The organism is Puniceibacterium antarcticum (assembly GCF_002760615.1).
In the GTDB taxonomy this organism is placed as follows: Bacteria; Pseudomonadota; Alphaproteobacteria; order Rhodobacterales; family Rhodobacteraceae; genus Puniceibacterium; species Puniceibacterium antarcticum.
On the sequence record NZ_AWWI01000044.1, the window covers coordinates 1 to 20095 of the forward strand.

The 20095-nt window shown below is 62.4% G+C and carries 20 protein-coding genes and 1 pseudogene; 7 read left to right on the forward strand and 14 right to left on the reverse strand.

Annotated features, from left to right (window positions below):
- From P775_RS29740 to P775_RS05040, 6 genes and pseudogenes are all read right to left on the reverse strand, one after another.
- A pseudogene (locus P775_RS29740) lies at positions 1–61 on the reverse strand (GTP-binding protein); the annotation flags it as partial.
- Positions 62–176: 115 nt separating this feature from the next.
- Positions 177–917, reverse strand: a complete 741-nt coding sequence (locus P775_RS05020) for a hypothetical protein (protein ID WP_180287331.1) — start codon at positions 915–917, stop codon at positions 177–179.
- Positions 918–1196: 279 nt separating this feature from the next.
- Positions 1197–1769 (reverse strand): cob(I)yrinic acid a,c-diamide adenosyltransferase, encoded by a 573-nt coding sequence (locus tag P775_RS05025; protein WP_099909941.1) that lies wholly within the window; start codon positions 1767–1769, stop codon positions 1197–1199.
- A 4-nt stretch (positions 1770–1773) separates the two neighbouring features.
- Positions 1774–1977 carry a twin transmembrane helix small protein gene (locus tag P775_RS05030; RefSeq protein WP_099909942.1) on the reverse strand — a complete coding sequence of 68 codons (204 nt, stop codon included), beginning with the start codon at positions 1975–1977 and terminating at the stop codon, positions 1774–1776.
- A 71-nt stretch (positions 1978–2048) separates the two neighbouring features.
- The gene (locus P775_RS05035; protein WP_099909943.1) at positions 2049–2873 is read right to left on the reverse strand and encodes an SDR family NAD(P)-dependent oxidoreductase; all 825 of its coding nucleotides are present in this window, start codon (positions 2871–2873) and stop codon (positions 2049–2051) included.
- 90 nt (positions 2874–2963) lie between these two features.
- Complete coding sequence (locus P775_RS05040) at positions 2964–3719, reverse strand: SH3 domain-containing protein (RefSeq protein WP_099909944.1); 756 nt, start codon at positions 3717–3719, stop codon at positions 2964–2966.
- Between the two features lie 178 nt (positions 3720–3897).
- Here P775_RS05040 and P775_RS05045 point away from each other — a divergent pair, with 178 nt between their 5' ends.
- The 5 genes from P775_RS05045 (at position 3898) to P775_RS05065 (ending at position 10420) form a co-directional block, all read left to right on the forward strand.
- Entirely contained in the window at positions 3898–6213 is a 2316-nt protein-coding gene (locus tag P775_RS05045) for a DNA topoisomerase IV subunit A (RefSeq protein ID WP_099909945.1), read from the forward strand.
- Positions 6146–7393 carry a DUF898 family protein gene (locus P775_RS05050; protein WP_099909946.1) on the forward strand — a complete coding sequence of 416 codons (1248 nt, stop codon included), beginning with the start codon at positions 6146–6148 and terminating at the stop codon, positions 7391–7393. The genes P775_RS05045 and P775_RS05050 overlap by 68 nt, the downstream gene beginning before the upstream one ends.
- A complete protein-coding gene (locus P775_RS05055; RefSeq protein WP_099909947.1) occupies positions 7390–8481 on the forward strand; it encodes a M48 family metallopeptidase in 1092 nt (363 codons plus the stop codon). Before P775_RS05050 ends, P775_RS05055 begins: the two co-directional genes overlap by 4 nt.
- Positions 8482–8735: 254 nt before the next feature.
- Positions 8736–9494: an electron transfer flavoprotein subunit beta/FixA family protein gene (locus P775_RS05060; RefSeq protein WP_099909948.1), complete on the forward strand. Its 759-nt coding sequence runs from the start codon at positions 8736–8738 to the stop codon at positions 9492–9494.
- The gene (locus P775_RS05065) at positions 9494–10420 is read left to right on the forward strand and encodes an electron transfer flavoprotein subunit alpha/FixB family protein (RefSeq protein ID WP_099909949.1); all 927 of its coding nucleotides are present in this window, start codon (positions 9494–9496) and stop codon (positions 10418–10420) included. Before P775_RS05060 ends, P775_RS05065 begins: the two co-directional genes overlap by 1 nt.
- A gap of 70 nt (positions 10421–10490) precedes the next feature.
- Here the strand turns inward: P775_RS05065 and P775_RS05070 are convergent, their stop codons facing one another.
- Positions 10491–11330 (reverse strand): DUF6473 family protein, encoded by an 840-nt coding sequence (locus P775_RS05070; protein WP_099909996.1) that lies wholly within the window; start codon positions 11328–11330, stop codon positions 10491–10493.
- A gap of 156 nt (positions 11331–11486) precedes the next feature.
- Between P775_RS05070 and P775_RS05075 the strand changes: the two genes are divergently transcribed.
- A complete protein-coding gene (locus tag P775_RS05075; RefSeq protein ID WP_099909950.1) occupies positions 11487–12362 on the forward strand; it encodes a 3-hydroxybutyryl-CoA dehydrogenase in 876 nt (291 codons plus the stop codon).
- A gap of 216 nt (positions 12363–12578) precedes the next feature.
- On the opposite strand, the gene P775_RS05080 is transcribed toward P775_RS05075, so the two are convergent.
- Genes P775_RS05080 through P775_RS05105 form a run of 7 tightly spaced genes read right to left on the reverse strand, consistent with a single transcriptional unit; the run spans position 12579 to position 18050 of the window.
- A complete protein-coding gene (locus P775_RS05080) occupies positions 12579–13460 on the reverse strand; it encodes a lysophospholipid acyltransferase family protein (RefSeq protein ID WP_099909951.1) in 882 nt (293 codons plus the stop codon).
- Between the two features lie 50 nt (positions 13461–13510).
- Positions 13511–13789, reverse strand: coding sequence for an HPr family phosphocarrier protein (locus P775_RS05085; protein WP_099909952.1), 279 nt, complete (start codon positions 13787–13789; stop codon positions 13511–13513).
- Between the two features lie 18 nt (positions 13790–13807).
- The gene (locus P775_RS05090) at positions 13808–14245 is read right to left on the reverse strand and encodes a PTS sugar transporter subunit IIA (RefSeq protein ID WP_099909953.1); all 438 of its coding nucleotides are present in this window, start codon (positions 14243–14245) and stop codon (positions 13808–13810) included.
- Positions 14242–15165: an RNase adapter RapZ gene (gene rapZ, locus P775_RS05095; protein ID WP_245875574.1), complete on the reverse strand. Its 924-nt coding sequence runs from the start codon at positions 15163–15165 to the stop codon at positions 14242–14244. Before rapZ ends, P775_RS05090 begins: the two co-directional genes overlap by 4 nt.
- Before the next feature lie 12 nt (positions 15166–15177).
- Positions 15178–15606, reverse strand: a complete 429-nt coding sequence (locus P775_RS28815) for an HPr kinase/phosphorylase (protein ID WP_245875575.1) — start codon at positions 15604–15606, stop codon at positions 15178–15180.
- 12 nt (positions 15607–15618) lie between these two features.
- Positions 15619–17349 carry a sensor histidine kinase gene (locus P775_RS05100; protein WP_099909954.1) on the reverse strand — a complete coding sequence of 577 codons (1731 nt, stop codon included), beginning with the start codon at positions 17347–17349 and terminating at the stop codon, positions 15619–15621.
- On the reverse strand, positions 17349–18050 hold the full coding sequence (locus P775_RS05105; RefSeq protein WP_099909955.1) for a response regulator transcription factor: 702 nt from the start codon (positions 18048–18050) through the stop codon (positions 17349–17351). Before P775_RS05105 ends, P775_RS05100 begins: the two co-directional genes overlap by 1 nt.
- A gap of 345 nt (positions 18051–18395) precedes the next feature.
- On the opposite strand from P775_RS05105, the gene P775_RS05110 reads away from it, so the two are divergent.
- Positions 18396–19994, forward strand: a complete 1599-nt coding sequence (locus P775_RS05110; protein WP_099909956.1) for a phosphoenolpyruvate carboxykinase — start codon at positions 18396–18398, stop codon at positions 19992–19994.
- Positions 19995–20095 lie beyond the last annotated feature (101 nt).

Here is a 20095-nt window from a genome sequence, read left to right on the forward strand (position 1 = left end):
CGTGACCAATCGTGCCGATGTTGCAGTGCGGCTTGTTACGTTCAAACTTTGCCTTTGCCATCTCTGTATCAGATGCCTCGCGCTTGGGGGGCCGTTGCTGCCCGATTTCCATCGTGGCGGAGATATTGGCTCGGGCACGGAAAATCAAGCATCAGATGTGCAGGCGACGCCTGTTGTCAGCGTAAAACAGGCGCCGGTTCCGCTTCGATCACCGGGGAAAACGGCACGGTCGCATCCATCACGACATGCCCCTCGGGTTTCGCGGGTGCGGCGGCAGGCTGGGCCGCAACAGGCGCTGCGACAACCGGTTCGGCCACCGGTTCGGCCACCGTCGGCGCCTCCGCCGTGGCCGCGGCAATCGGCACACCGGCATCCGGCCCGCCGAACCAACCCTCTTCGCGCTGCATCTTGCGCATCCAGTTCTCGATCTGCAGGGCTACGTTGTCCGACAGCAGCTTCATCTGCTCTTCCTTGCTCTGCGTCACGCCAGAGCCGATGATCGTCTTGCCCGACACCGCCTCGAGCGCCGTGATCTGCTCGGGGGTGTCGTTCATCTTGCCACGGGCGGCATCGTCAAAAACCGTGACCTTGACGATCACCACGGATTTCGGATTGAACACCAGCGGCACACCGGGCACCGCCAGGACAAAGCCTTCGACACTCACACCAAGGTGATAGAACTTGTCGCCCTCATAGCGGCGGAACCGCTGTTCCAACGCCGCATCCACCCCGGCAATCCAGTCATCCGCCGTGGCATCACGCGACGCCGGGCCTTCGACGATGTTGGGGGCAACGACAATCGCATGGCCCAGCTTGAAATTGCCGATGGGTTCAACCGGCTTTTTCAGATTGCGCGCGCCATCGGCACAGGCAGAAAGCCCCAAGGCAAGCACAAGGCACAGCAGAAGTCGTGACATCAGGGATCCCTTTTCCGGCAACCCCTTCGGCATAATGCCTCGCGGCTCTGCGTGCAATCGCAACGGGGGAGTGTGGACGTTGCGCCGCCTGTAAGCGGCTCACTACGCCCTTCGGCCCTGCGCTTGTCGGCGCTTCCGGGGGCCTGATCGTCCACTGGACGACCCACCGCGTGTCAGCAGTGCGCCCTTCCCTCCGCCATAACATCCACTGGACGACCCGCCGCTTTCAGCGGTTGGCCCTTCCCTCCGCCAGAACATCCACCGGAGGCTCTGCCGCTTTCAGCGGTTGGCTCCGGGAACCCACAAAACATCCGCGCGGCCGTCTTCGTTGGCGATGCGCGCGGCGACAAAGAACCAGTCGCTGAGCCGGTTGAGGTATTTCACCGCCGAGGGATTCACCGATTCCATCGTGGCAAGATAGACCACATGCCGCTCTGCGCGGCGCGCCACGGTGCGGCACTGGTGCAGATAGGCCGACGCCGGCGATCCGGCCGGCAGGATGAAACTGCGCAGCGGAGTCAGCCGCGCGTTCATCGCGTCAATCTCGCGTTCCAGCCGGTCGGTCTGGGTATCGAGCATGCGCAGCACCGGATGTCCGGCATCTGCATCCCGCTCCATGTCGGGGCGGCACAGATCTGCGCCCAGATCGAACAGGTCGTTCTGGATCAGTGCGAGCTGCGCGCTCATCTCTTCGGGCGCGTAAAGGCGCACGATGCCGACAATGGCGTTCAGCTCGTCCGTGGTGCCATAGGCCGTGACGCGCATCGAATGCTTGGCCACACGCGCGCCATTGCCCAGAGCGGTTTCGCCGTCATCGCCGGTCTTGGTGTAGATCTTGTTCAGCACAACCATGAAATCAGCTCCTGCCCCGCAGCCAGACAAAGGCCATGATCAGCAGCACCGCCACAAATTGTGCCGCGATCCGGTAACGCATCAGGCGGTTCGCATGTTTGCGGTTGAATTCACCGCCCTTGGCAAAGCCCCCGATGCCCAGCATCAAGATACCAACCACGACCAACATCGCGATGACCATAACAATGAATAGTGGATCGTTCAGCATGCGCCCCTGCCCTTTCAACCTGCCTGTCTGCCCTCATGTAGCCGCTTGGGCCACAAAAGCGAATGTCAATTTCACCCCCGGCTGACCAGCCGGTCCAGCATCCGGGTCGAAACCAGCCGACGCATCAGCGCCGCAATCTTGGTCGGGGTGGTGACATGATAGCGCGCCTTGGGGCGGGGTTTTTCCAGAGCATGGATCAGCGCATCGGTCACCGCTGATGCCGGCCATTGCGGGTTTTTCGCGCTGCCCTTGTAGAGCTGATCCAGCAAGGAGGCGCGGTACTGCTCCGCGCGGGCTGATGTTTTCCAGTCCACCCATTTTTCGAACTGCAGGATGGCATTCTTGCGGAAATCCGTCTCGATCGGGCCCGGTTCGATCAGGATCACCTTGATCCCCGTTTCGGCCATTTCCTGGCGCAGCACATCCGACAGGCCCTCAAGCGCAAACTTTGTCGCCACATAGGCCCCGCGCCATTTTACCGCAACCAACCCGAGGACAGAAGAGTTCATCACGATCCGCCCCTTCCCCTGTCGCCGCATCACCGGGATCACAAGGTTGCTCAGCTCGTGCCAGCCGATCAGATTGGCCTGAAAGATCGCGCGCATCCCGTCGCCGGGAATATCCTCCAGCGGGCCGGCGATGGCATAGGCGCCGTTGTGAAACAGGGCGTCCAGTGTGCCGCCAGTCTGCTCCAGCAAGGTGACGAGCGCGGGGGCAAATGTCGCGGGGTCTTCGTAATCAATGTGCAGACCGACAAGCCCTTCGCCCTTCAGCATCGCGCAGGCCTCTGCGCTGCGGGCCGAGGCAAAGACCCGCCAGCCGCGCTGCGACAGGGTGCGCGCGGCATCAAGGCCAATGCCCGAAGAACAGCCTGTGATCAGAATGGATTTCTGCATTTTGCCTCGCCTCATTTCGGTTTGCACCGTGATGCAGGCGGCGGCAGAAACTTGCAATGGGACCGGTGCGCGCAACCGCTCGAGCTGACCTTACCGGGCCGAGGCGGTCACAAGCGACGCTGCCATCCAGCCGACACGCCCCGAATCGACGGCCCGCAGCTTGACCCAGCCATTTCCGCCATCCTGCAGCACCTCGACAGGCGCCCCTCGCACAAGACTGCCCAGAACCGCATGACCAGTGCCGGGACCTGCGCGCAGATTGACCCGGTCGCCGTCAACCTTGCGCATGTCAGGCGCTGTTTGGCGGGCCACCGCCTGCGGTGCTACCGCCTGCGGACTGGCTGATGTCGTCACCTTGGCGGGCGTTCTGGGGGCTGTGCCCACCTCAACCTTGCGCGGATAGGTCGCGGCCCGTGCCACGGTTGGCCCGTCAAGCGATGTCAGAACAATCCCGGGGGTCCGGTTGTCCCTCACCGCGCGGACAGGCGCGATTCCCGTTGCGCGGACAGATGTAAGGGCGGGCGCGCTGTCCGCTGCAACACGGCCAGGTACAACAGACGTATCCGCGCCCACGCGGACCGGAGCGATTTTATCCGCACCCACGCGGACCGGGGCCGATGCCTGCGCAACCTCGCGGACAGGGGCCACCGTCGCACGGGCAATCGCGATCTGCTGGTCTGGCCGCGCATCGCTGCGCGCCGCCGCCACAGAAGTCTGCGCCGGATGCCGCCCAAGGCTCAGCGCGTCCGCAGTCGTATGAGTGCCGGGCTGAAAGTCAGCGCCGCCGCTCAATTCGTAAATAGCCAGAACCATGACGATAAACGTCACAAACACATACCGTGGCATGCGACACCCCCGATTTCAGTAACAACACTCTGTGTGACAGTCTGGAACGACAGCGCAGGCAACGCCCCTCGCATAGCAGCTCCAGCTTGATGCTCCGTTTAAGAGCGACCCGAAGAATTGCCAAAAAACGCGTTTCCATCGCTTTACGGCATTGACGCGGAACGATATCAGACGAGCCATGACAGATATCGTTGATGACCCAGACAAAAACTCTCGTGACGTGTCCGAACCGCTGCGCCGGGCGATTGGGGACCGCTATCTGACTTATGCGCTGTCCACGATCATGCACCGCGCGCTTCCTGATGCGCGAGACGGGCTCAAGCCCGTGCACCGGCGTATCCTCTATGCAATGCGCGAACTTCGGCTTAGTTCCACCGGCGGCTTCAGAAAATCGGCGAAAATCAGCGGCGACGTGATGGGCAACTATCACCCGCATGGCGATATGGCGATTTATGACGCCATGGCGCGCCTCGCGCAGGATTTCAACGTCCGCTACCCGCTGGTCGATGGTCAGGGCAATTTCGGCAATATCGACGGCGACAACCCGGCGGCCTCCCGCTACACCGAGGCCCGCCTGACCGTGGTGGCCGAGGCGCTGCTGGACGGGCTGACCGAAAACGCCGTCGATTTCCGCGACAACTATGACGGCACGCTGACCGAACCCGTGGTCATGCCCGCGTCGTTCCCGCATCTGCTGGCCAACGGGTCCAGCGGCATCGCCGTCGGCATGGCCACCAACATCCCGCCGCACAACATATCCGAACTGATCGACGCCTGCCTGCACATGATCAAGACGCCGGATTGTCTGGACGACACGCTGATGAAATACGTGCCGGGTCCGGATTTCCCCACCGGGGGCATTCTGGTTGAACCGCAGGACAGCATGGCGCAAGCCTATCGCACCGGGCGCGGCTCCTTCCGCCTGCGCTGCCGGTGGGAGGTCGAGGATCTGGGCCGCGGGCAGTGGCAGATCGTCGTGACCGAAATTCCCTATCAGGTGCAGAAATCCAAGCTTGTCGAACGGCTGGCAGAGCTGATCCACACCAAGAAGGTGCCGATCCTCGCCGATATCCGCGACGAATCCACCGAAGACGTGCGCATGGTGCTGGAGCCGCGTTCCAAGAATGTCGATCCCGACGTTCTGATGGGGATGCTGTTCCGCAACTGCGATCTGGAAACCCGCTTCAGCCTGAACCTGAACGTGCTGATCGACGGGGTCACCCCCAAGGTCTGCTCGCTCAAGGAAGTGTTGCGCGCCTTCCTAGATTTCCGCCGCGAGGTGCTGGTGCGCCGTTCCGAACACCGGATGGAAAAGATCGACCACCGGCTTGAGGTGCTGCAGGGCCTGATCATCGCCTTCCTCAACCTCGACCGGGTGATCGACATCATCCGCTACGACGATGAACCCAAGCCCGCGCTGATGCGCGAGGATTGGGGCAATCCCCACGCCCGCGCAACCAATGAAAAGGATTATGTCTCGCCGCTCAAATCCGCCCGGGGCGCCGACAGCGGCCTGAGCGAGGTGCAGACCGAAGCGATCCTGAACATGCGCCTGCGTTCTTTGCGCCGTCTCGAAGAGATGGAGCTGGTGGCCGAACGCGACCGCCTGCTGGAAGAACGCGCCGGTCTGCAGGCCCTGCTCGACAGCGGCGACAAGCAGTGGTCCACCATCGCCGACCAGCTGCGCGAGACGAAAAAGAAGTTCGGCAAGGACTACGCCGGCGGCGCGCGCCGCACCACCTTTGCCGAAGCGACAGAAGCGGCCGAAGTCCCGCTCGAGATGATGATCGACCGGGAACCGATCACCGTCGTCTGCTCGCAGATGGGCTGGATCCGCGCCATGACCGGCCATATCGACCTGAACCGCGAGCTGAAGTTCAAGGATGGCGACGGCCCGCGCTTTGTCTTTCACGCAGAAACCACCGACCGGCTGCTTGTCTTCGGCTCGAATGGTCGCTTCTACACAATCTCTGCGTCCAACCTGCCCGGCGGGCGTGGCATGGGCGAACCTCTGCGGCTGATGGTCGACCTCCCGAATGAGGCAGAGATACTGGATATCTTCATCCATGCCCCCGAGCGCAAGCTTCTGGTCGCCTCGTCCAGCGGGGATGGTTTCATCGTTCCCGAAGCTGAGGTTGTGGCCCAGACCCGCAGCGGCAAGCAGGTGCTGAACGTGCGTGACCCCGCCCGCGCCGCCCTGTGCAAACCCGTGACGGGCGACGCCGTCGCCGTGGTGGGCGAAAACCGCAAGGTGCTGGTGTTCATGCTGGACGAACTGCCCGAAATGGGCCGTGGCAAAGGTGTGCGCCTGCAAAAGTACAAGGACGGGGGAATGTCGGATGCAACCACCTTCACCCTGGCGCAGGGCCTCTCGTGGCGCGACCCCGCCGGACGCACCCGCACCGAACACGCCCTGGACGAATGGCTTGCCAAACGCGGCACCTCGGGACGCATGGCCCCCCGCGGATTCCCACGCGACAACAAGTTCAACTGACCTTGCCACGGATTTTGTCGGGGGGCGCGGCGCGCTCCTCTGGCTTGCCCTGAAAACCGGAGCGTTCAGCGTCCTGACGCTGGGCTTTTACCGCTTCTGGCAGAAAACCCGCCTGCGGCGCTGGTACTGGTCATCGATCCGGGTGGGCGGGCTGCCGCTGGAATATGTCGGCGACCCGGTGGAAAAGCTGCTGGGGTTTCTGGTCGCTGTCGTCATCCTCGCCTTTTACATCGGCCTCGTGAATCTGGTGCTGATGTTCGCCAGCTTCTCGCTGTTTCAGGGCAACGGCTTTGCCTATGGCCTCAGCCTGCTGGGGGTGCTGCCATTGTGGTTCTATGCCAGCTACCGCGCGCGGCGCTATCTGCTGGCGCGCACCCGCTGGCGGGGGCTGCGGTTCGGGCTGGAACCCGGCGCTTGGGGCTATGCCGGCCGCGCGCTGGGGCACTGGGCGCTGACGATCCTCACCCTGGGGATCCTCTGGCCCCGCATGACCTATCATCTTGAAAAATACCGCACCGACCGCACCTCTTATGGCAGCGCGCGGATGGTTCAGGGCGGGCGCTGGCAAATGCTGCTGCCAGCAACCAAACCGCTCCTCGCAGCGCTGCTCTGTGCCCTTGGCGTGGCCGGCGTGGCATGGGGGTCGGGCAACATCCCCCTCAGCCTTGGCCTTGGCCTGCTGGCCGCCATGGTCGGGATCTACGGCATCGTGCATTACCGTGTCACCACCCTGCGCCTTCTGACGCAGACCAAGACGCTGGATGGCGTCACCCTCAGGCTGTCCGCCAGCCCGTTTCGCATTCTGGTGATCCACCTGCTGGGCTATTGTCTGGCCATCCTCGCCGCGGCCCTGCCCGCACTGGCGCTTGGCGCGCTGATCCTGATGCTGCGAACAGGCAACATGCTGGACGATCTTGGCCTCGCCGAAACCCTCGCCCCGCTGTCCGGCCTGCCACGCGGGGTGATCTTTGGCGCCTCGGCCCTGCTCTATTTCTCGATCTTCCTGATCTGGTCGGCGCTGAGCCATGCTTTTGTCACCCTGCCAGTAATGCGCCACTATTCCCGCGGGCTGACCCTGCACGGCTCGGATCATCTGGCGGATATCCAACAGCGCGACCGGGATGAGGTGCCACAGGCCGAAGGCTTTGCCGAAGCGCTGGACGTGGGCTCGTCCATATGACGCCAGACCTGTTCGAAACCAAGGCGCAGTATCTGGATGGCCTGTGTCCGGTGCCGCAGGCGATCACCCTGCGCCGGGACGCAACGGCGCTCATCCTCGACCTGCCCGACAGCGCGAAACGCTGGCCGCTGGACCAGATCCGCGAGGTCCCCGATCAGGCCCGGCGCGACCTGTTCATCCTGCGCCTGCGCGACGATCCGCTGCAGCGGCTGATCCTGCCCGACCGCAGCCTGACGCCGCACCTGCCCAACCTGCGTGCCCGCGCCCCCCTGACACGCCGGGGTCCCCTGCTGGGCTGGGCCATGGCGGCGGCCACCTCTGTTGCGCTGATCATCTTTGTGCTGGTGCCCGCACTGGCCGACCGGCTGGCCCGCTACATCCCGCCCGAGGGCGAACAGGCGCTGGGACAGGCGACGCTGAACCAGATCCGCGCGGCACTGGATCAGACCGGCATGAACCCGGTACAGGTCTGCGAAAGCGACGCAGGCCTGCAGGCGCTGGACCAAATGCGCACGAGGCTGGTGGCGCAGGCGAACCTGCCGCAGGATCTGTCGGTCTATGTGCTGGATCACCCCATGCTGAACGCCTTTGCTCTGCCCGGCGGCAATGTGGTGTTCTTTCGCGGACTGATCGACGCGGCGGAAACCCCCGAAGAACTCGCCGCCGTCATGGCCCATGAAATAGGCCATGTGGTCAGCCGCGATCCAACCCGCCACGCCCTGCGCTCTGCCGGCTCCATCGGCGTTCTGGGCCTGTTGCTTGGTGATTTTGCCGGCGGAACAGCGGTGCTTTTCCTCACCGAACGTCTGATCGCCGCGCAATACAGCCAAGAGGCCGAGGCCCGCGCCGACATCTTTGCTCATGACCTGCTGCGCCGCACCGCCCTGCCGCCAGAAGCATTGGCAAGGATGTTCGAACGTTTTCAGAAGGACGGCGCCGACGCGCCCGAATTCCTCGCCCATTTCCTGAGCCACCCGGCGCTTGGTGACCGGATCGCCGCTGCACGGGCCGCAACGCCGTCAAATCTGGACACAACGCCGCTGCTGTCGCCGGCGCAATGGCAGGCGCTGCGTGCCATCTGCGACTGACGGCCCCCTTGGCGGACGCCGAATTTTGCGTATCTAAGCAAGAAAAGAAGCATGGACGCGCAAGAACCTGACGTAGGTTGGCGCTAACGCGACGATTTTGCTCTGTTTCATTCGGACGTCAGACGGTATCACGCATCAGATGCTTGTCACTTGTGTCCCCGGACGGGGGGCACGAAACACCCATCGCACCCGAAGGTGCGCCCAACACACGTCGCACCCAACCGGTGCGCCCAAATTCAAGGGAGACTGCGCAGATGAAGGTTCTGGTACCTGTCAAACGCGTGATTGACTATAACGTGAAGGTTCGCGTCAAAGCGGACGGCAGCGGCGTCGATCTGGCCAATGTGAAAATGTCGATGAACCCGTTCGACGAGATCGCTGTCGAAGAAGCGATCCGCCTGAAAGAGGCCGGCAAGGCCGATGAGGTCATCGCCGTCTCCATCGGTGTGAAACAGTCCCAGGAAACGCTGCGCACGGCCCTTGCCATGGGCGCCGACCGCGCGATCCTCGTGGTTGCTTCGGACGATGTTCATCAGGATATCGAACCGCTCGCGGTTGCAAAGATCCTGGCCGCAATCATCAAGGAAGAAGAGCCGGGTCTGGTCCTCTGCGGCAAGCAGGCGATCGACAATGACATGAACGCCACCGGTCAGATGCTCTCGGCGCTGCTGGGCTGGTCCCAGGCGATGTATGCCAACAACATCGACCTCGACGGCGACCACGCTGTCGTCACCCGTGAGGTTGACGGCGGGCTGCAGACGATCAAGGTCACGCTGCCCGCGATCATTTCCGCCGACCTGCGCCTGAACGAGCCGCGCTATGCCTCACTGCCCAACATCATGAAGGCCAAGAAAAAGCCGATGGATGAAAAGACGGCCGCCGATTACGGCGTCGATGTCACCCCGCGTCTGACGGTCGTCAAGACCAGCGAACCTGCGGAACGCGCGGCGGGCATCAAGGTGGGTTCGGTGGACGAACTTGTGGCGAAACTCAAAGAAGCGGGGGCTGTGTAATGGCTGTTCTTCTGATTGCCGAAATCAACGATGGCGCGCTGGCGATGGATGCCACAGCCAAATCCGTCACAGCCGCGAAATCGCTGGGCGATGTGACCGTGCTCTGCATCGGCGCCTCTGCGGCGGATGCTGCAAAAGAGGCGGCAACCATTGACGGCGTGGCCAAGGTGCTTGTGGCCGAAGATGCGATCTACGGCCACCGTCTCGCGGAACCCGTGGCAGCGCTGATCGTGTCGATCGCGGGCGATTACAGCCATATCACCGCGCCTGCTACAACGGATGCCAAGAACATCCTGCCGCGCGTGGCAGCCCTGCTGGATGTCATGATCCTGACCGATGTGACGGCTGTTGTGGATGCCGATACGTTCGAACGTCCGATCTATGCGGGCAATGCGATCCAGACGGTCAAATCCTCGGATGCGACCAAGGTCATCACCTTCCGCACCTCGACCTTTGAACTGGCGGGCACCGGCGGCTCTGCTGCGGTCGAATCTGTCGCGACCGGCGACAACCCGGCTCTGTCCGAATGGATCGAAGACAAGGTTGCGGCGTCGGATCGACCTGATCTGACCTCCGCCGGCATCGTTGTCTCCGGTGGTCGTGGCGTGGGGTCTGAAGAGAACTTTGCCCTGATCGAAAAGCTGGCGGACAAGCTCGGCGCGGCTGTCGGCGCCTCGCGCGCGGCGGTCGATTCGGGCTTTGCCCCGAACGACTGGCAGGTTGGTCAGACCGGCAAGGTCGTCGCCCCCAATCTCTACGTCGCCGTGGGCATTTCGGGCGCGATCCAGCACCTTGCGGGGATGAAGGATTCCAAGATCATCGTCGCCATCAACAAGGATGAAGAGGCGCCGATCTTCCAGGTCGCCGATTTCGGCCTTGTAGCGGATCTCTTCACTGCCCTGCCCGAGCTGACCGAAAAGCTCTGAACACCGGGGGGCGGGGCTACCCCGCCCAAGCAGCGCTTTACAGGCCCGCCCCTCACCGGGGCGGGTCTTTTCAATGCCCGGATCGCGCCGCCAGCAGTGGGCGTATGGCCCCGGCCAGACACTGCGCCACCTCTTCATGCGCCCGGGGGTTCATCAGACCCTGCGCCACGCAGGTCTCGAACTCGTTGAAGGCCATGCCCGCGGTGCCCCACTCCTGCGCCTCCGGCGACGGGGTGACCTCGACGATATCGAACAGCTGCGGGCGCAGCGCGTCCAACATGTCGAAATCGACAAACAGCGGATCGCGGTTCAGATCACAGCTGGGCGCGCCGGGCGGTTCCGGGGCCAGCCAGACCAGAATGCTCTGCCCCTGCGTCTGGCTCAGAAGATGCCTCATGCGCAACACCCAAGAACTGCGCAACTCGGCAACGACCTTCTGAAACCGCTCCTCTGACACCTGCTGCAGATGTCGCAGCAAATGCCGGGTGAAATGGATTTCGGTGAAATCCACCTCTTCGAACAGCTGCATCAGCAGGGGCGATGCCTGCAGGAACCGGTCGTTGCGGCGCGGATGCACCGAATAGAACCGGTTCGACATGTTCTGCGCCCCCATCACCTGAATGACGTTCAGGCGCGCCGCCCCGATCAGATCCAGAATGCCCGCGTCATGCAGATAAAGATCCACCCCCGCATTGATCGAGCCGAAATTGAGGCAGGGCAAACCGATCTGCTGTTCCAGCAGATCCGGAAACGGCGCCGGAATGAACCTCCCATAGGTCTCGCTCCCACCAAGAAACGCCAGATAAGGCCCCTCTGGCGAGCGTTGCGGCCCCCTGAACAAAAGACGTGATCGGCCATACCGGCATGGATCATAGTCAAGACCGGACTGGCCCTGCAGCGCAAAGGACATGTCACCCACCATAAATATACTCACCCACCGCCCAAAGTCGGTCATCTTCGTTTAGAAATAGCTAATGCGAAAATGTGACTCGAATGGTCCACGCCGACTTGCAGCCACCCACCCCCCGGGCCTATTGTCCCGCGCAGCACAGATAAGGGATAAGACATGCAGATCAGATCGGTCGGCGTCGTGGGCGCGGGACAGATGGGCAACGGCATCGCCCATGTGATGGCGCTTTCGGGCTATGATGTCATCCTGAACGATGTCGATGGCGCCGCGCTGGAAAAATCTGTCGAAATCATCGGTCGCAACCTCGACCGTCAGGTCAGCCGCGAAAAGATCAGCCAGGCCGACAAGGATGCCGCCATGGCGCGCATCTCGACCACGATGGACATCAAGGATCTCGGTCAGAGCGATCTGGTGATCGAGGCGGCAACCGAACGCGAAGAGGTCAAGCAAAAGATATTCGACTCGCTCCTGCCGCATCTGAAACCCGAAACGATCCTCACCTCGAACACCTCCTCGATCTCGATCACCCGGCTGGCCTCACGCACGGATCGGCCGGAAAAGTTCATGGGCTTTCACTTCATGAACCCGGTGCCGGTGATGCAGCTGGTCGAACTGATCCGCGGCATCGCCACGGATCAGGACACCTATGATGCCTGCCTCGCCGTGGTGGAAAAGCTGGGCAAGACTGCGGCCAGCGCCGAGGATTTCCCGGCCTTCATCGTCAACCGCATCCTGATGCCCATGATCAACGAGGCGGTCTATACGCTCTACGAAGGTGTCGGAAACGTGAACTCGATCGACCAGGCGATGAAGCTGGGTGCCAACCACCCGATGGGTCCGCTGGAGCTGGCCGATTTCATCGGTCTGGACACCTGCCTTGCGATCATGAACGTGCTGCACGACGGTCTGGGTGACACCAAATACCGCCCCTGCCCGCTCCTGTCAAAATATGTCGAGGCTGGCTGGCTCGGCCGCAAGACCAAACGCGGCTTTTACGACTATCGCGGCGAAACCCCTGTCCCGACACGCTGACCTCGAACGCAAACGACGCGCCCTAGCCCCCAAACGGCCCGGGGGCTCAGGGGGTTGGCTCAGGGGGCACCACAGCCACCCCGTCCGCCCCGGTTTCATCTGCCCCTAAATATCCCGGGGGAGTCGCCGTTCAGGCGACGGGGGCAGCGCCCCTAACCCGACACCAGGGGCAGCGCCCCCAGCCCGCCCACAGGGGCCGCGCCCCGGACATCCCCCTCAACGCCCGCTCTGAGCCAGCTTCAGCGTCTCTTCCCGCAACCAGGCCATCATCTCGCGGTTGCGACCACCCCAGCGGCGCAGCTCCTGCGGCGGGATCGCCGCGCCGACAACCGGCGCCTGCGGGCGTTTGCAGGCATGCACAACCTCATGGATCAGCAGCCCCTGCCGCAGGATCGGCGACAGGCGGTTGGCGATCTGGTAGGCGCGGGAATTCTGGCCGGTGAAATGCACCGGCACCACCGCCGCCCCCGACCGCTGGATCATCCGCGCGGTAAAGGGGTTCCAGGCCGCCTCAACCGCCGGACCAAACAGCGTCCCGGAGGTGGCGACGACCCCCGACGGGAACAGCACGATCACTCCGCCCGCTTCCAGCACCTGCATCGCGGCGCGGCGCATCTCAAGGCTCTGCTCGCGCGCATCTTCTTCATGCGGAAAGGGCACAGGGATCAGGAACTGCGCAACCTCGCTCACCCCCGTCAGCAGCGACCGCGTCAGGATCTTGTAATCGGTGCGCACCCGGCCGATCAGCTCGGCCAGCACAATGCCATCAACCAACCCGTGCGGGTGGTTGGCCACGATGATCACCGGGCCGGTCTTCGGAATGCGCGCGATCTGCTCTTGCGGGGTTTGCAGCGCAATCCCCATGATGTGCAGCGCCTGCGCCCAGAACGCCTGCCCCTCGGCGGGTCCCATGCGTTCGAACCGTCGCACCATCTGCAGCAACGGCACCTTGCCCGTCAGCCATTCCAGCGTGCGGATCAGATACGCCTTCCACGGCGTGGTAAAGGTGTTGGCATAGCTCAGCTTGCGTTTGTCATAAGGGGCCTGCCCCGAAGACGGTGCTGCGCGATCGGCGGTGGATGGATAGGTCTCAACCATACAGTTGCCTTCGTCCCCTGTTGCGTTTGCGCCATCCCCCAAAGGGGCGCTCAGCAATCCTCGCCGAACTTGTTGGCGACCAGCGCCTCGATCGCGTCAGCCAGCGCCATGGCATCCGGACCGCGGGTCTCGACCTCAATAGAGGTTCCCCTGGAAGCTGCCAACATCAAAAGCCCCATGATGCTGTCGCCAGAGGCGTTCATGCCGTCCTTGAACACTTCGGCACTGGCATCAAAGCCTTCGACCACCTCGACCAGCTTGGCCGACGCGCGGGCATGCAGGCCCTTTTCGTTCACGATCCGCAGCTCGCGGTGGATTGTTTCGCTCATGTTACGGCCCGGTCCAATCTAAGTCGCAGCGCGGGGCGCATCCCCCGCCTCATCCTGCGCGCCGCCGTGCGGCTTTATGTTCTGGCTGTCGATATACTTGCGCCCGGCCTCAAGCGAACTGCGCACCGCATCGCCCACGCTCATCTGACGGCTTTTCGCCAGCTTGATCAGCATGGGCAGGTTCATACCATAAAGGATGCGCCGGTTGTCAGGCTGACAGGCCAGCAGGCTCAGGTTCGAAGGGGACCCGCCGAACATGTCGGTCACCAACACCACACCCTGGCCCTGATCCACCGAATTGGCAGCATCGCAGATTTCAGTCTGCTTTGTCTGACGATTGTGGTCCGCTTCGATCGCGATGGCGCGAATGCCGGACTGTCGGCCAACCACATGTTCGACCGCCGAGAGATACTCCCGGGCAAGGCCGCCATGCGCAACGATCACGATGCCGATCACGCCCGAGATGCTCCGCTCATGTCCAAAACCCGTGTAGATGCACCTGCCATACCGCGGCGCTCCAATTCCCGATGTCTAATTGACACCTGCCAGCCCGCCTGTGCAAGGCCATCTGCCACTTTTTCCGTCATGGCCACGGATCTGTGTTGTCCGCCGGTACAGCCGATGCCGATGGCGAAATGCGCCTTGCCCTCGTCCAGACAGGCAGGCAACTGGAATGTCAGCAGCCCCAGCACATGATCCAGGAACGGCGCCTGACGCAGATCCGTCGCGATATAGTCCCCCACCACCTTGTCCAGCCCGGTCAGCGCGCGCAGCTCTGGCTGCCAATAGGGATTCTGAAGGAAGCGACAGTCGAACACCACATCAACCCCATGCGGCAACCCGCGCTTGTAGGAAAAGGAATGCACTGACACGGCCATGCCCTGCCCGGTCTCCGATCCGAACCAGCCCTGCAGCTGCGCGCGCAGATCATGCGGGGTCAGGTCCGTGGTATCGATCAGGATATCGGCGCGGGCGCGCACACAGTCCAGCAGCCTGATTTCCAGCGCGATGCCCTCGGTTGGGGCACCGTTGGGCGCAAGCGGGTGACGCCTGCGGGTTTCCGAATAGCGCCGCACCAGCACCTCGGGGTTGCAATCCAAATACAGGATTTCCAGCCCCTGACTACCCCGCGCGCGATCCTGCAGGTCCAGCAGCCCCTCCGGAGTGAAATCGCGGTTGCGCACATCCAGCCCCAGCGCCACCGGACGCAGCGGGGCGGGTCCCTCCATCAGCCGCGGGATCAGGCTCAGCGGGATGTTGTCGATCGCCTCGTATCCCAGATCCTCAAGCGCGTTGATCGCCGTTGATCGCCCTGCCCCCGAAGGGCCGGTGACCAGTATCACGCGCTGGCTGAGGTTTGGTTGGTGCGAAGTCATGATCGTATTCCGTCAGGCCTGTCTGCCAATACGTAGATATTGTATCAACGCTGCGGGAAAATAGGCTGCAGCGACATTGTGAAGCAAGGGGAGCGAGGCCCCCAGAACAACAGTATTTTGTGACTGCGGCAATCGGTCTGTTTCGGTCTGGTCCAGATCGACCACCACCGCCAGCAGGGCCGACGCAACCGTGTCCGCGTGCAGCAGACCAACGCCGCGCGCCTCGATCAGACCGCGGATCGCCTCTGGGGCTCTCAGCTCGATGCCGGCGTCTGTGGCGCGCAGCACCACGCGGTCATCGGCCACCAGCTGTGCGCCCCGCGCCATCATCTCAAGCGCCAGCGCGGATTTGCCACTGCCCGACGCGCCCCGGATCAGTGCCGCGCGCCCACCGACACTTACGGCGGTGGCATGCAGGATCAGGGGGGTATGGGCGGTCATCGCACTCTGTCCTCAGATCGGCAGGCCCACGACAAAGCGCGCGCCCAGGGGTTCCGAGGTGACATCGGCTTCGGTCGGGCGGATGTTCTCCGCCCAGATCACCCCGCCATGCGCCTCCACGATCTGCTTTGAAATGGCCAGCCCAAGGCCCGAATTGTTGCCGAAATCCGTGGCAGGGCGCTGCGAATAAAAGCGTTTGAAAACCTTGGTCAGCGCCTCTTCGGGGATGCCCGGCCCGGTGTCCTCGACCACAACCAGCACACGGTTTTCCCGGCGCCGGACCCAGACGCGGATCGCGTCCCCATCCTGACAAAAGCTGACCGCATTGCTGATGAGGTTGACAAAAACCTGCGCGAGGCGGGGTTCAAGCCCCTGAATTTCAATCGGGGCCTGCGGCAGGTCGATGATGAATTCGATGCCCTTCTTCTTGGCATCCTCTGCCATGTACTGCGCCAGCACCCGCACCATATCCAGAAGGTTGAAACGCTCTTCCTCTTCCTTGACCAGTTCGCTGTCCAGCCGGGACGCGTTCGAGATGTCGCTGACCAGCCGGTCAAGTCTGCGCACATCATGTTCGATCACGTCCAGCAGGCGGATTCGGTGCTCTTCCGTGCGGATCATCCGCAGCGAGCCCACTGCCGAGCGCAGGCTGGCCAGCGGGTTCTTGATTTCATGCGCGACGTCGGCGGCGAACTGTTCGTTGCTGTCGATCCGGTCATACATCGCGGCAACCATGCTGCGCAGCGCACCGGACAGGCGTCCGATTTCATCCGGTCGGGCGGTCAGATCCGGAATGCGGATCCGCCCCGAGGATTTGTTGCGCATGTTGCGGTCCCGCCCGATTTCAGCGGCATCCGCCAGGTCGGAAATGGGATTGGCGATGGTCGAGGCCAGAACAAGGCTAAGCCCGATGGAAACCAGCGTGGCGATGACGAACATCTCCAGCACCCTTTCACGCTCGGATCGGACGGCGGCGTCAATCTCCAGCGCGGCAGACACCATGGCGACGGTGCCCAGAAGCGTGTTGCCCTGACGGATCGGCGTCATGGCGCTGAACACCGCGTCGCCCACCCCGTCCAGCGCCGAATTGACCCGTGTGGACATGGGATCACCCTGCTCGATGGTCCGGCGCAGGGTTTCCTCGATCGGCAGCAGCTCTGCAGTCCCGTCATCGCCGAACACATTGGGCACACGCGCCCATATCGCATTCAGGAAATCGGAAATCAGCGTGGGCGCATTGTGCTCATACGTCTCGACCGGCACGATATTGGTAAGTGTGCCGGTGAGCTTGCCGACAATCACATTTTCGGCGTCAAAGATCATGACCTCGACCCCGGCGCGCACCTGCATGCCGTTCAGCGTGGCAATCACGTCAATGCCATCCGGCGTGCCCAGCGTGGCGGTTGTCCCTTCAAGCAGCTGCGCCTCAAAGACATCGGCGATCAGCTCGATCTCGCTCTGCATCGAATTGGCGCGCTGCGCGGCAAGCGTGTCGCGCGAGGAATTGATGTACAGAATCCCCGCCACCAGCACGTTCAGCGCCAGCAGGTTGAACGTGATGATCTTGCGGGTCAGCGGCGACCGGTTCAGCGAAAACCGGCTGCGCTCCTTGCGTTCGCCATGAAGGGCCTTGTCGTCAATCCCGTCCGCGCCGCCCCAGTCGTCGTCTGCGGCCAAGCCTGCATCCCGGCGCTTGCCGGATGCCTCATCGCGTGATTTGGACCGTCGAGCCAGAGCAGACATCACTCTTCGTTATAGCGATAACCGATCCCATAAAGGGTCTCGATCGCTGCAAAATCATCATCCACCCGGCGCATCTTCTTGCGCAGACGCTTGATATGGCTGTCGATGGTGCGATCATCCACATAGACCTGATCATCATAGGCGACATCCATCAGCTGATCGCGGGACTTCACAAAACCCGGGCGCTGCGAAAGCGCCTGCAGCAGCAGAAATTCCGTGACCGTCAGCGCTACATCCTGCCCCTTCCACACCACGGCATGGCGCAGCGGGTCCATCACCAGATTGCCGCGGATCATGATCTTCGTCTCTTCGGTATCGCCCACCACGTCATTGGCGACCGCATTCTGGCGCCGCAGCAGCACGCGGATCCGTTCCACCAGCAACCGCTGAGAGAACGGTTTCTTGACGTAATCATCCGCCCCCATGCGCAGGCCCAGAACCTCGTCGATCTCATCATCCTTGGACGTCAGAAAGATCACCGGCATCTTTGAGGTCTGGCGCACCCGTTCCAGCAACTCCATGCCATCCATCCGGGGCATCTTGATGTCGAATACCGCAATATCGGGCATTCGCTTGCCGAAGGCCTCAAACGCCGCCTGCCCATCATTATACGTTTCAACTTCAAAGCCTTCAGACTCAAGCGTTATGGAAACCGATGTCAGGATATTCCTATCGTCGTCCACAAGGGCGATTCGCGCCATGGTACTTTTCCTCGTACAACTCACACCAACAGACATTTTAGATACTATGCGCAGCGAAGCGTGTCCAATGACTGCAGAGCACGAATCAGTCAGCCCCCGAGACAGAGTCCATCCGAAATAGAGAAAGGAATGACTAAATTATCTCACTTTCGGAAACTGTCACGAAACTTGATTGCGCTAACTCCGATTTGGTTGCGCTAACGCCGTGTTTGCGTCCTGTTCACGCCGCAAACCGACGTGCTAAGCCAATATGACCAGACGTGATCCGCGTCCGGCGGGTGGCGAATTCGGCGCCACTGGAACTTTAGGTCTGCCGCCCGATACGCGGCTACAGGAGCTTGGCAAATGACATTTGGACGGGTGAACCCGCACTTCCGCCTCGAGGATCAAGGCATCGAGGGACTGGGAAATGTCTATTACAATCTTATGGAGCCCGCGCTGATCGAAGCGGCCCTGAAACACGGAGAAGGCACCCTGGGCAAGGGTGGCGCCCTGCTGGTCACCACCGGAAAGTTCACCGGCCGCTCCCCCAAGGACAAGCACGTGGTCAAGACAGACAGCGTGGTTGACACCATCTGGTGGGAAAACAACGCCGGAATGTCCCCCGAAGGCTTTGATGCGCTGCATGCCGACATGCTCGAACACATGAAGGGCCGCGACTACTACGTGCAGGATCTGGTTGGCGGTGCGGACCCGGCCTATGCCATCGACGTGCGTGTTGTAACCGAACTGGCCTGGCATGGTCTGTTCATCCGCCACATGCTGCGCCGCCCGGATGCAGAAAGCATCAACGAATTCACCGCCGATTTCACCGTGATCAACTGCCCCAGCTTCAAGGCGGACCCGGCCAAGCACAACTGCCGCAGCGACACCGTGATCGCGATGAACTTTGACAAGAAGCTGATCCTGATCGCCAACACCGAATATGCGGGCGAAAACAAGAAATCGGTCTTTACCCTGCTGAACTACCTGCTGCCGGAAAAGGGCATCATGCCGATGCACTGCTCGGCCAACCATGCCGTCGGCAACCCTGTCGACACCGCCGTGTTCTTTGGCCTGTCGGGCACGGGCAAGACGACGCTGTCTGCAGATCCGTCGCGGGTTCTGATCGGCGATGACGAACACGGCTGGTCCGATCGCGGCACCTTCAACTTCGAAGGCGGGTGCTACGCCAAGACCATCAACCTCAGCCGCGCGGCAGAGCCGGAAATCTATGACACGACCACCAAGTTCGGCACGGTGATCGAAAACATGATGTTCGATCCGGAAACCTTCGATCTGGATTTCGACGACGACAGCCTGACCGCCAACATGCGCTGCGCCTATCCGCTGGAATACATCTCGAACGCATCCAAGAACGCCCTTGGCGGCCACCCCAAGAACATCATCATGCTGACCTGTGATGCTTTCGGTGTCCTGCCGCCGATTGCCCGGCTGACCCCGGCGCAGGCGATGTACCACTTCCTGTCGGGCTTCACCTCCAAGGTGGCGGGTACAGAACGTGGCGTGACCGAACCGGAACCGACGTTTTCGACCTGCTTCGGTGCGCCCTTCATGCCCCGCCGCCCCGAGGTTTACGGCAACCTGCTGCGTGACAAGATCGCCAAACACGGCGCAACCTGCTGGCTGGTGAACACCGGCTGGACCGGCGGCGCCTTTGGCACCGGTTCACGCATGCCGATCAAGGCCACGCGGGCGCTGCTGTCTGCGGCGCTCGGCGGGAGCCTTGCCGAGTCCGAATTCCGCAAGGATCCGAACTTTGGCTTTGAAGTGCCGGTTCAGGTCGAAGGCGTGGCCGAAATGCTGCTGAACCCGCGCCGCACCTGGGATGACAAGGCCGCCTATGATGCACAGGCCAGCAAGCTGGTGCAGATGTTCGCAGACAACTTTGCGCAATACGTGCCCTATATCGACGACGACGTGAAAGCCGCCGCCATCGGCTGAGCGACCCGCAGATCTGCGATCCAGACGGCCCCGGCAGCGATGCCGGGGCCGTTGGCACATGCGTCCCCCTGTGGCATAACCTGCCAACGTGCCCACCCTTG

Excerpts from the sequence above, each read along its gene's own strand:
- P775_RS05105 (WP_099909955.1), bottom strand. The coding sequence starts at position 18,050 with ATGGCGCGAATCGCCCTTGTGGACGACGATAGGAATATCCTGACATCG.
- P775_RS05085 (WP_099909952.1), bottom strand. The coding sequence starts at position 13,789 with ATGAGCGAAACAATCCACCGCGAGCTGCGGATCGTGAACGAAAAGGGC.
- P775_RS05100 (WP_099909954.1), bottom strand. The coding sequence starts at position 17,349 with ATGTCTGCTCTGGCTCGACGGTCCAAATCACGCGATGAGGCATCCGGC.
- P775_RS05055 (WP_099909947.1), top strand. The coding sequence starts at position 7,390 with ATGACGCCAGACCTGTTCGAAACCAAGGCGCAGTATCTGGATGGCCTG.
- P775_RS05065 (WP_099909949.1), top strand. The coding sequence starts at position 9,494 with ATGGCTGTTCTTCTGATTGCCGAAATCAACGATGGCGCGCTGGCGATG.
- P775_RS05110 (WP_099909956.1), top strand. The coding sequence starts at position 18,396 with ATGACATTTGGACGGGTGAACCCGCACTTCCGCCTCGAGGATCAAGGC.
- P775_RS05060 (WP_099909948.1), top strand. The coding sequence starts at position 8,736 with ATGAAGGTTCTGGTACCTGTCAAACGCGTGATTGACTATAACGTGAAG.
- P775_RS05080 (WP_099909951.1), bottom strand. The coding sequence starts at position 13,460 with ATGGTTGAGACCTATCCATCCACCGCCGATCGCGCAGCACCGTCTTCG.
- P775_RS05030 (WP_099909942.1), bottom strand. The coding sequence starts at position 1,977 with ATGCTGAACGATCCACTATTCATTGTTATGGTCATCGCGATGTTGGTC.
- P775_RS05075 (WP_099909950.1), top strand. The coding sequence starts at position 11,487 with ATGCAGATCAGATCGGTCGGCGTCGTGGGCGCGGGACAGATGGGCAAC.
- P775_RS05045 (WP_099909945.1), top strand. The coding sequence starts at position 3,898 with ATGACAGATATCGTTGATGACCCAGACAAAAACTCTCGTGACGTGTCC.
- P775_RS05070 (WP_099909996.1), bottom strand. The coding sequence starts at position 11,330 with ATGTCCTTTGCGCTGCAGGGCCAGTCCGGTCTTGACTATGATCCATGC.
- P775_RS05020 (WP_180287331.1), bottom strand. The coding sequence starts at position 917 with ATGTCACGACTTCTGCTGTGCCTTGTGCTTGCCTTGGGGCTTTCTGCC.
- rapZ (WP_245875574.1), bottom strand. The coding sequence starts at position 15,165 with ATGACTTCGCACCAACCAAACCTCAGCCAGCGCGTGATACTGGTCACC.
- P775_RS05035 (WP_099909943.1), bottom strand. The coding sequence starts at position 2,873 with ATGCAGAAATCCATTCTGATCACAGGCTGTTCTTCGGGCATTGGCCTT.
- P775_RS05025 (WP_099909941.1), bottom strand. The coding sequence starts at position 1,769 with ATGGTTGTGCTGAACAAGATCTACACCAAGACCGGCGATGACGGCGAA.
- P775_RS28815 (WP_245875575.1), bottom strand. The coding sequence starts at position 15,606 with ATGACCGCCCATACCCCCCTGATCCTGCATGCCACCGCCGTAAGTGTC.
- P775_RS05040 (WP_099909944.1), bottom strand. The coding sequence starts at position 3,719 with ATGCCACGGTATGTGTTTGTGACGTTTATCGTCATGGTTCTGGCTATT.